Annotated in this window: 10 protein-coding genes; 6 read left to right on the forward strand and 4 right to left on the reverse strand. The window is 67.7% G+C overall.

The genetic code is table 11. The features are described from left to right. Window positions 1-293: glycine--tRNA ligase subunit alpha (locus Q8M82_RS14175; protein ID WP_305691984.1), on the forward strand; the 293-nt coding region annotated here is incomplete at its 5' end. On the opposite strand, the gene Q8M82_RS14180 is transcribed toward Q8M82_RS14175, so the two are convergent. Next, a complete protein-coding gene (locus Q8M82_RS14180) occupies window positions 286-621 on the reverse strand; it encodes a DUF5615 family PIN-like protein (RefSeq protein WP_305691985.1) in 336 nt (111 codons plus the stop codon). The genes Q8M82_RS14175 and Q8M82_RS14180 overlap by 8 nt on opposite strands. After that, window positions 618-854, reverse strand: a complete 237-nt coding sequence (locus Q8M82_RS14185; RefSeq protein WP_305691986.1) for a DUF433 domain-containing protein — start codon at window positions 852-854, stop codon at window positions 618-620. Before Q8M82_RS14185 ends, Q8M82_RS14180 begins: the two co-directional genes overlap by 4 nt. A 126-nt stretch (window positions 855-980) precedes the next feature. On the opposite strand from Q8M82_RS14185, the gene Q8M82_RS14190 reads away from it, so the two are divergent. Continuing rightward, window positions 981-3602 (forward strand): glycine--tRNA ligase subunit beta, encoded by a 2622-nt coding sequence (locus tag Q8M82_RS14190; RefSeq protein ID WP_305691987.1) that lies wholly within the window; start codon window positions 981-983, stop codon window positions 3600-3602. Window positions 3603-3947: 345 nt separating this feature from the next. Further along, complete coding sequence (locus Q8M82_RS14195; RefSeq protein ID WP_171905132.1) at window positions 3948-4109, forward strand: Thivi_2564 family membrane protein; 162 nt, start codon at window positions 3948-3950, stop codon at window positions 4107-4109. 24 nt (window positions 4110-4133) lie between these two features. Here the strand turns inward: Q8M82_RS14195 and Q8M82_RS14200 are convergent, their stop codons facing one another. Beyond that, window positions 4134-5468 (reverse strand): hypothetical protein, encoded by a 1335-nt coding sequence (locus Q8M82_RS14200; protein WP_305691988.1) that lies wholly within the window; start codon window positions 5466-5468, stop codon window positions 4134-4136. A 220-nt stretch (window positions 5469-5688) separates the two neighbouring features. Between Q8M82_RS14200 and Q8M82_RS14205 the strand changes: the two genes are divergently transcribed. From Q8M82_RS14205 to upp, 3 genes are all read left to right on the forward strand, one after another. Continuing rightward, window positions 5689-6951, forward strand: coding sequence for a GTP cyclohydrolase II (locus tag Q8M82_RS14205; RefSeq protein WP_305691989.1), 1263 nt, complete (start codon window positions 5689-5691; stop codon window positions 6949-6951). An 8-nt stretch (window positions 6952-6959) separates the two neighbouring features. Then, window positions 6960-8177: a URC4/urg3 family protein gene (locus tag Q8M82_RS14210; protein ID WP_305691990.1), complete on the forward strand. Its 1218-nt coding sequence runs from the start codon at window positions 6960-6962 to the stop codon at window positions 8175-8177. Window positions 8178-8371: 194 nt separating this feature from the next. Beyond that, window positions 8372-9013: a uracil phosphoribosyltransferase gene (gene upp / locus Q8M82_RS14215; protein ID WP_305691991.1), complete on the forward strand. Its 642-nt coding sequence runs from the start codon at window positions 8372-8374 to the stop codon at window positions 9011-9013. 80 nt (window positions 9014-9093) lie between these two features. On the opposite strand, the gene Q8M82_RS14220 is transcribed toward upp, so the two are convergent. Beyond that, window positions 9094-9386: DUF1236 domain-containing protein (locus tag Q8M82_RS14220; protein ID WP_305691992.1), on the reverse strand; the 293-nt coding region annotated here is incomplete at its 5' end.

Here is a 9386-nt window from a genome sequence, read left to right on the forward strand (position 1 = left end):
AGCACGCCAACACCGACATGCTCTTCCGCCATTTCACCGACGCCGAGGCCGAGTGCCAGGCGCTGCTGGCGGCGGGCGAGGCCGGCGGGGGCGCCAATGACAGCCGCCACACCCTGGCGCTGCCGGCCTATGACCAGTGCATCAAGGCCAGCCACATGTTCAACCTGCTCGATGCCCGCGGCGTGATCTCGGTCACCGAGCGCCAGAGCTACATCCTGCGCGTGCGCGAACTCGCCAAGGCCTGCGGCGCCGCCTGGCTCAGGACGGCCGGCGGGGGTGCATCCGCTATCTGATCTCGACGATCCGCTCGCCGGCTCGCAAGGCCGCGACGATATCGGGCAGCGCGGGTTCGAGCGCTCGCCACAACGCCGCATTGGTGACATTGCCGATGCGGATCCAGACCACCGCCGGGCCCGAACTGTCGGTGCGTGCCAGCAGCACGAAATCGACATCCTTGGTGATGAGCGCATCAGCCGTCTCGCGCGCCCGCCGCCAGATCGCGCGGTCGCTGGCACCGCCCAATCCGATGCGGTGGACATGGCTGGACTCGAAACCCGCTGCCGTGAGCCGCTCGGCCAGGGCCGGCGGCAGTTGCGCGTCGATCAGGAAGCGCGGTGTCACGCGGCGGTGATGACGCGATGGTCGATCTGGGCGGAGGCATAGGCCAGCGCCGCCGCGATGTCCTCCGCCGTCAGATAATCGAAATCGGCCAGGATCTCGGCCTGGGTCGCGCCGCCCGCGAGCAGGTCCAGGATGTCGGACACGCGCATCCGGGTGCCGCGGATCACGGGGCGCCCGCCGCAGATCGCCGGATCGGAGTGGATGCGCGCCAGCGCTGCGTCAGGGGTCGGCATCGGCGTCCTCGCTCCCTTTCCCCGCCATGGGCTGTCGAAACTACACCAAAACCCGCATCGCGACAGCTTGCCTCGGCCCGCTCGAACGCGCATTGACATCGCAACCTCAGATGCCAAGAAGCCGACATGCCCGATCTCCTGCTCGAACTCTTCTCCGAAGAGATCCCCGCCCGCATGCAGCGCAAGGCGGCCGACGACCTTCGCAAGCTCGTCACCGATGCGCTGGTCGAGCGCGGTCTCGTCTATGAAGGCGCGAAGGCCTTCGCCACGCCGCGCCGGCTCGCGCTGCATGTCGCCGGTCTGCCCGTGCGCGGCTCGGCCATCCGCGAGGAGCGGAAAGGTCCGCGCGTCGGCGCGCCGGACGCCGCCGTGCAGGGCTTCCTCAAGGCGGCGGGGCTGACCTCGCTCGACCAGGCGACGATCGTCAGCGATCCCAAGAAGGGCGACAGCTACATCGCCATCATCGAGAAGCCCGGGCAGGAGACCGTCGCGGCGATCGCTGAGATCGTCCCGGCGGTGATCCGCAGCTTCCCCTGGCCGAAATCGATGCGCTGGGGCCAGGCGTCCGCCGCCGGCGCCAGCCTGCGCTGGGTGCGCCCGCTGCATTCGATCCTCTGCACCTTCGGTGCCGAGACGGAAGAGCCCGAGGTCGTGTCCTTCGATGTCGACGGCATCGTCTCCGGCAACACCACCCATGGCCACCGCTTCCACGCGCCGGGCGAAATCACCGTGCGCCGCTTCGACGATTACGTCGCGTCGCTGGAGCAGGCGAAGGTCGTGCTCGATGCCGACCGCCGCAAGGAGATCATCCTCGCCGACGCGAAGACGCTGGCCTTCGCGCAGGGCCTCGAACTGGTCGAGGACGAGGGGCTGCTGGAGGAGGTCGCGGGGCTCGTCGAGTGGCCGGTCGTGCTGATGGGCGCCTTCGAGGAGCGCTTCCTCGAAATCCCCGGCGAGGCGATCCGCGCCACCATCCGCGCCAACCAGAAATGCTTCGTGCTGCGCGATCCCGCGGGCGCGACGGCAGAACCCTTCCCCCTTGTGGGGAAGGGCAGGGATGGGGGTGGAACGACTGGGCCCACCGATCACCAGGCGGCACCACCCCCCTCTCCAACTCTCCCCCACAGGGGGGGAGAGGGCGCGTCGCGGCTCGCCAACAAGTTCATCCTCGTCTCCAACCTGATGGCCAGCGATGGCGGCGCCGCGATCGTCGCCGGCAATGAGCGCGTCGTGCGCGCCCGCCTTTCCGATGCTGCCTATTTCTTCGCGACCGACAAGGGCAACCTGCCCGACCTCGATACGCTCCGGGAGAGCGCCGAAAAGCTCCGGCTCGACCTGAGCAAGCCGCTCGACCAGCGCATGGCCAAGCTCGACAGGCTCGGCGTCGTCTTCCATGCCAAGCTCGGCACGCAAGGGGAGCGGGTGCAGCGCATCGCGGCGCTGGCGCGCGAACTCGCCCCGATCGTGGGCGCCGATCCGGAGTTGGCCGACCGCGCCGCCAAGCTCGCCAAGGCCGACCTCCCGACCGAGATGGTCGGCGAGTTCCCCGAGCTTCAGGGCCTGATGGGCCGCAAATACGCGCAGCTGCAGGGCGAGCACCCCTCCGTCTGCGCCGCCATCGAGGAGCACTACAAGCCGCTCGGCCCCTCCGACCGCGTCCCGACCGATCCCGTTTCGGTCGCGGTCGCGCTCGCCGACAAGCTCGACACCCTGGTCGGCTTCTGGGCGATCGACGAGAAGCCGACCGGGAGCAAGGACCCCTATGCGCTGCGCAGGGCGGCGCTGGGGGTGATCAGGCTGGTGGTTGAGAATGGAGTGCGGCTCAACGTTGCCTTGTTGGCGGTCCGAGACCTTCGACAGATCACGCAGTCCGCAAAGATTAAGGGGCACTTTCAGAATCTTCGGGCCGTCAAACAATTGTCGTCTGATGTTCGCATCGGTGCTCTGATCGACGTCATTCAGTCCGGTCAATCTCTGAGTGAACGACCTAATCAAGACGAGCTGACTTGGGCGGCGGGAACGATCGAGGACCTCCTCTCCTTCTTCCACGACCGCCTGAAGGTCATGCTCCGCGACCAGGGCGCGCGGCATGATCTGGTCGATGCGGTTCTCGCGGGCGCAGGCACAGCTTCCCCTTCTCCCCTCGCGGGAGAAGGTGGCGCGGCGCGTAGCGCCGTGACGGATGAGGGGGCGCGCGACGCTGCCGATGTCGGCACTGTTCAGACGCAGGGCGGAGAGGATACGGCGCCCCCTCATCCGTCTGCTGCGCAGACACCTTCTCCCGCGAGGGGAGAAGGGCAGGGCGGCGGTTCCGACGACCTCCTCCTCATCACCCGCCGAGTCGCCGCACTCGGCCGCTTCCTCGAGACCGAGGACGGGAGGAGCCTGCTCGCCGGCTACAAGCGCGCCGCCAACATCCTGAAAGCGGAAGAGAAGAAGGACGGCGAGGGCGCCTTTGCGGGCGCGGCCGATCTCGGGCTGATCGCACAGGCCGGGCTGATCGAGGAGAAGGGGCTGGCGGTCGCGCTCGCGCAGGCGACGCCGAGGGCCAAGGCCGCCGTCGCAGCGGAAGACTATGAAGGCGCGATGGCGGCGCTGGCCGATCTCCGCCCGGCGGTCGACGCGTTCTTCGACAAGGTCACCGTCAACGACCCCGACCCGGCGCTGCGCGCCAACCGCCTCAAGCTGCTCAACCAGCTGCGCGAGGCGACGCGCGCCGTGGCGGATTTCGGGCGCATCGCGGGGTAGGGCGCGACCTCGCCGGAAGAGCGCGGGGAACCCTTCCTGTAAGGAGAAGGGCAGGGATGAGGTGTCGGCCGCTTGACGCTGCTGACGTGACCTCACGGCCGGCGCGCTGAGAGGGGTGCGATCCGCTGGTCCAGGGGCCGACACCTCTCCCCTGCCCCTCTCCTTACAGGAGAGGGGTTTCCTGCGCCTAGTGATCCCGACGCCTCACCACTTCGCCGGCAAAAACCACCCCAACGGAACCTATTGCCCCCCTGCGACGTTCTGTCAGCGGATCGGGTGCCGGCGAATGCGTCGCCGCATCGGCTCCGGGGGGCCGGCTTTCGGCCGATATAAAAGGTTCATTTCATGTCCATTCTGATTTCCCTGCTGATCACCGTTCTGGTCATCGGCCTCGTGCTCTATCTCGTGCGGATGCTGCCGCTCGACAGCCAGATCAAGAATGTCGTCCAGATCATCGTCATCGTGATCGGCATCATCTCGCTGCTGCGCTATCTCGCGGTGTTCTGAGCGAATCCTGTCCCCGCCTCGGCCTCAGGGCCGCGGCGGGACCCGCGGGGGAACTCGCGGTCCGGCCTGATTGACAGGCTTGGGCGGTGGCTGGCGCCCGGGTACCAGCGGCTGTCGCGCCGGAACCGGCGGCGGGGGCAGCTTCTGATGCACCGGCGCCGGCGCTGGTTTGTAGAAGCGGTCGATGGCCTGCATCATCCACGTCGTATTGACGAAAGGCGCGAAGGGCTGCGTCCTCGCGCCATTGGCGCCCACCTTGATGAAGCCCTGCAGCCGCTCGCAGAAATACTGCCGCTCCTCACGCGATTCTCCCGCCAGGCCCGCGGCCACCGCCTCACGGTACATGCGTGCGATGATCTGCTGCTCGTGGCGCCTTTCACCGCCATAGCTCGTCTTGGCTTGTTCGTTGGCCGCGAAGACGCTGGCCTGTCCCGTCAGTGCCGCCCGCGCCCAGTTGCCCTGCGCCGCCAGAAAATGGTGCCCATAGGCGCGCAACGCGCCGGAATAGTCGCCCACCACCACGGATGCGATATTGACGCCGTGCATCTGCAGGGTCTGCAGGAAACCGATGAAATTGCGCGCATCCGGCCGGTAATGGCCGCTGTCGTTGCAGACTTCGGCAATGATCCCGTTCTTCATCTTGATGGTGCCGGCGCAGAGCACGGGCTCTCCGGCGAGATAGGACGAGTGATAGAAATTGCCTTCCTCGCCGAACCCTTTCCGGCAATGATGCCGGGCCATATAGAGCTCGCGGCCCATGCTCATGGCAAAACCGCCCCAGTTGGCCGACTTGTTGAAGACGGGACTGGTCGCGGTCGATGAATCGGCGAGCACCAGGATGAGCGCGCCGCCGTTCTTTTCGGAGCCCTCGATCCCCTTGCCAGGCCAGGTGAACATGTACGCCTTGCCCTTGCGGAACGTCAGGCGATACTTGTCGACCTCGGCGCGGCTGAGATAGATCGCGGCTTGGCCCAGCACGTCGAGATGCTCGCCGTGATAGGACAGCCGGCGGCCGAAATGCCGCTCGAGATACTCCGGCAGGACATTGATCGTCGTGCCCAGCGCCTGCGCCAGCGTTTCGGCAGTAAATTGATAGAGGCCATAGATCGCCGGCGTACGGCCCTTGTTCATCGACGTGTTGCGCTTGACGTCCTTGAGCCAGTAGTCGAGCGTGAAGAACAGATCCGCCTTGAGCTGGATCTTGACATAGCCGTCCTGGCATTTGCGGTATTCGTCGATCAGCGTGTCGATGCGGGTCAGGATCTTGTCATCGCTGCGCTTGGCGAGGGAGACGCTGCTGTCCTTCTTCCACTGCTCGAGGGTCGGCGTCGCCCGGTAGACCTTGGCTTGGGTGGCCATGCAGCGCTCGCTTTCGCTCGTGTTGACCGTCGCTCGACATCCACTCTTGCACAAAGCGCGGCGATGTCGATGTCCTAGGGTAACCGAGACGTTAACGGCGTTGATCCTGCATTCGCCGGTTGACGGTTCTCGCGGACCGGGTCACGATATCCGCTTCGGTTGAAGGCCCCGGGCGCGCGTGTCTGGGGCCTTTATCGTTCTGCAGGCTTCGGACCCGGCGATGAGCTCCCCCAACCGCACCACCCATACCAGGCTGACCTCCTATCCCGAGCCCGGCAGCGCCGCGACGCGCTTTCCCGTGCGCTGGGGCGCAGCCACACCCGCCGAGCGCGGCCCGATCATCGCCTCGACCACGGCGCCGGGAGACCGCAACGTCATCGGCGCGCATGGCGGCTCCTATTCGGTCTATCGGGCGCTCGCCATCTCCGCCCGGGCGATGAACCCGTCGCAGCGCCCGGACCTGCACAACACCCACCCGACCGCCGAGATTCCCGAGCAGCCGCAATGGTTCCAGCCGGGGAAGATCGTCTCGATGGACCCGTTCGGCCACCGCGTCGCGCAGGATTTCGGCCAGCTGATCGGCGAGGGCATCGACATCCGCCCGACCATCGCCATCACCAAGGCCCGCCTCAACCTGCCGGAGATCCTGGCCGCGATGAGTGCGCATCGGCTCGCGCCCGATGAGAACATCCTGCACGCGTCCGGCGACATCAGCGTCACCAAGATCGCGATCGACCCGGTCTGGCATCTGCCGGGCATCGCCGAGCGCTTCGGCACGAGCGAGGCCGAGCTGCGCCGTACCCTCTTCGAGCAGACCGGCGGCATGTATCCGGAACTGGTAACGCGGCCGGACCTGCGCGTCTTCCTGCCGCCGATCGGCTCGATCACCGCCTATGTCGTCGGTGAGGTCTCGGCCATCACCGATCCGAAGCGCCGCGTCGCCTGCCGCGTCCATGACGAGTGCAACGGCTCGGACGTATTCGGCTCCGACATCTGCACCTGCCGGCCCTATCTCGTCCACGGCATCGAGGAGGCGGTGAAGGAGGCTCAAGGGGGAGGCGTCGGGCTGATCGTCTACAACCGCAAGGAAGGCCGTGCGCTCGGCGAGGTCACCAAGTTCCTCGTCTACAACGCCCGCAAGCGCCAGGAGGGCGGCGACAGCGCCGCGACCTATTTCGAGCGCACCGAATGCGTCGCCGGCGTGCAGGATGCCCGCTTCCAGCAGCTCATGCCGGACGTGCTGCACTGGCTCGGCGTCACCCGGATCGACCGGCTGATGTCGATGTCGAACATGAAATACGACGCCATGGTCGAGAGCGGCATCGAGATCGGCGAGCGCGTCGCGATTCCGCCCGAGCTGATCCCGCCCGATGCCTCGGTCGAGATCGAGGCCAAGAAGGCCGCCGGCTACTACTCTCCCGACGGCGCGCCCGGCGACAACGTCCTCAAGGCGACCGTCGGCCGCGACCTCGACAAGTTCTGAAAGCACCGATGCCCGATCGTGACCCGGAGGCGCTGCGCCTCCTGCTGAAGCCGGCTTCCATCCGCTCCCGCGCGCAGGAGATGCTGCGCCTCGGGCTGGCCGGCAACCTGCTGCATTTCACCGTCCATCCGGAGCGGCTGGAGGCCTGCGCCGATTACGTCCTGGAGACGATCCGGGCGAACTACCCGACGCTCGACATTCCCTTTCACGCCCGCTGGCGCCATTTCAATGTCGCCGGCATGGATCGCTGGGCCGTGCTCGACCGCGGCGCGTCCTTCGCCGATGCGGGCGAACGCGGCCGCGCGGCTTATGATCTCGCCGTGGTCAGCGTGCTGCTCGATGCCGGCGCCGGACCCGACTGGTCCTATCGCGATGCGGTCAGCGGCCTGCGGGTCGCCCGCTCGGAGGGGCTGGCGCTGGCCTCGCTCGACATGTTCGCCGCCGGCCTGTTCTCCTCCGATCCCGCCCGGCCCCTGCGGACGGATGCGGTGGCGCTGAAGCGGCTCGATCCGGCGGCCCTGGCGGCCGGCTTCCAGTCCGCGCCGGGCAACGCGCTGCTCGCGGTCGAGGGCCGTGCCGCCCTGCTCAACCGTCTCGGGGAGGAGCTCGAGCGCCGCGGCCTGTCGCGTCCGGGCGACCTGTTCGACCGTTTCCTCGCCGCAGCCGAGACCGGCAGCCTGCGGGCCAGCCATATGCTCGGCGAGGTGCTCGCCTCCTTCGGCGGCATCTGGCCCTCCCGCCTGACGCTGGCGGGCATCGCGCTGGGCGACACTTGGCGCCATCCGCTGATCGCACCGGGCAGCCCGACCGCCGGGCTCGTGCCCTTCCACAAGCTCTCGCAATGGCTGACCTATTCGCTGATCGAGCCGCTCCAATGGGCCGGCATCGCCGTCGTCGACATCGACGAGCTGACGGGTCTGCCGGAGTACCGCAATGGCGGCCTCCTGCTCGATACCGGCGTGATCGCGCTGAAGGACGGGGCTGAGGCCGCGCGCGAGCATGAGGCCGGCTCGACGCTGGTGGTCGAATGGCGCGCGCTCACGGTGGCATTGCTCGACGAGATCGGCGCCCTGATCCGGGCGCGGCTCGGGCGCACGCGCGAGGAGCTGCCGCTTGCCAAGGTGCTGGAGGGCGGCACCTGGGCCGCAGGCCGGCGCATCGCGGCCGAGAGGCGCCCCGGTGGCGGCCCGCCCTTGACGATCGTCAGCGACGGCACGGTATTCTGAGACGCGTGACGCGTTTGCACTGAACCACGCCGTCATCCCGGACAAGCGGCGAAAGCCGCGCAGCTCCGGGATCCATCGGAGGGCTCCGGAGCTCTCCGATGGATCCCGGAGTTCCGCTTCGCTGCATCCGGGATGACGGCGCTTTTGATTGAGGCGCAAGCCTCCACGGCAAGAATCATGAGGGGCCTGAGAGAATGACCAAGCAGCAGGACGGGGTCACCGTCGTCGATCACCCGCTGGTGCAGCACAAGCTCACGTTGATGCGCGAGAAGGACCGCTCGACCAAGAGCTTCCGCCAGCTCCTCAACGAGATCGGAATGCTGCTCTGCTACGAGGTCACCCGCGATCTGCCGGTCGAGATGGTCGAGATCGAGACGCCGCTGCAGACCTCGCGCCAGCCGGTCATTTCGGGCAAGAAGATGGTCTTCGCGCCGATCCTGCGCGCCGGCGTCGGCTTCCTCGACGGCATGCTCGAGCTCGTCCCCGCCGCGCGAGTCGCCCATATCGGGCTTTATCGCGACCCCGACACGCTTCAGGCGGTCGAGTATTATTTCAAGGCGCCCTCGGACATCGCCGACCGCATGGTCGTGGTGATGGACCCGATGCTCGCGACCGCCAACTCGGCCGTCGCCGCGATCGACCGTCTCAAGGAGCGCGGCGCCAAGGATCTGCGCTTCGTCTGCCTGCTGGCGGCGCCCGAGGGCATCGCGAGGCTGCGCGGCGCCCATCCCGAGGTTCGCATTTGGACGGCGGCGATCGACGAAAAGCTCAACGACCACGGCTACATCGTGCCGGGCCTGGGCGACGCCGGCGACCGCATGTTCGGCACGCGCTGACAGAGTCTGCCTCCGACATGCGGAAGCCCGCCCCTTGCGGGAGCGGGCTTCGCTGTGTCGCGCTCGGGAGCCCGGCGCGGTCACTCGATGATCTGGACGATCCGGCGGGTGCGCGGCTCGACCACGACCATGCGGTCGTTGACGATCGTGTAGCGATAGCCCTGCGCGCCATATTCCGCCGGGACCTCGCGATAGACCACGCCCTCGTCGGGGAGAACGGTGCCGACCGCGACGGGCCGCGCATAGGTGTAGGAGACGACGCCCTGGCCCGCGACATAGGCGCGGAAGCGGGCGGAATCGTCGATCATCGTGCCGCCGGCGGGATCGCGCGTCAGCGGGGCCTGCACGGCTCCCGCCGCACCGGCGCCGACGC

It is taken from the genome of Allobosea sp. (assembly GCF_030694325.1).
Classification (GTDB): Bacteria; Pseudomonadota; Alphaproteobacteria; order Rhizobiales; family Beijerinckiaceae; genus Allobosea.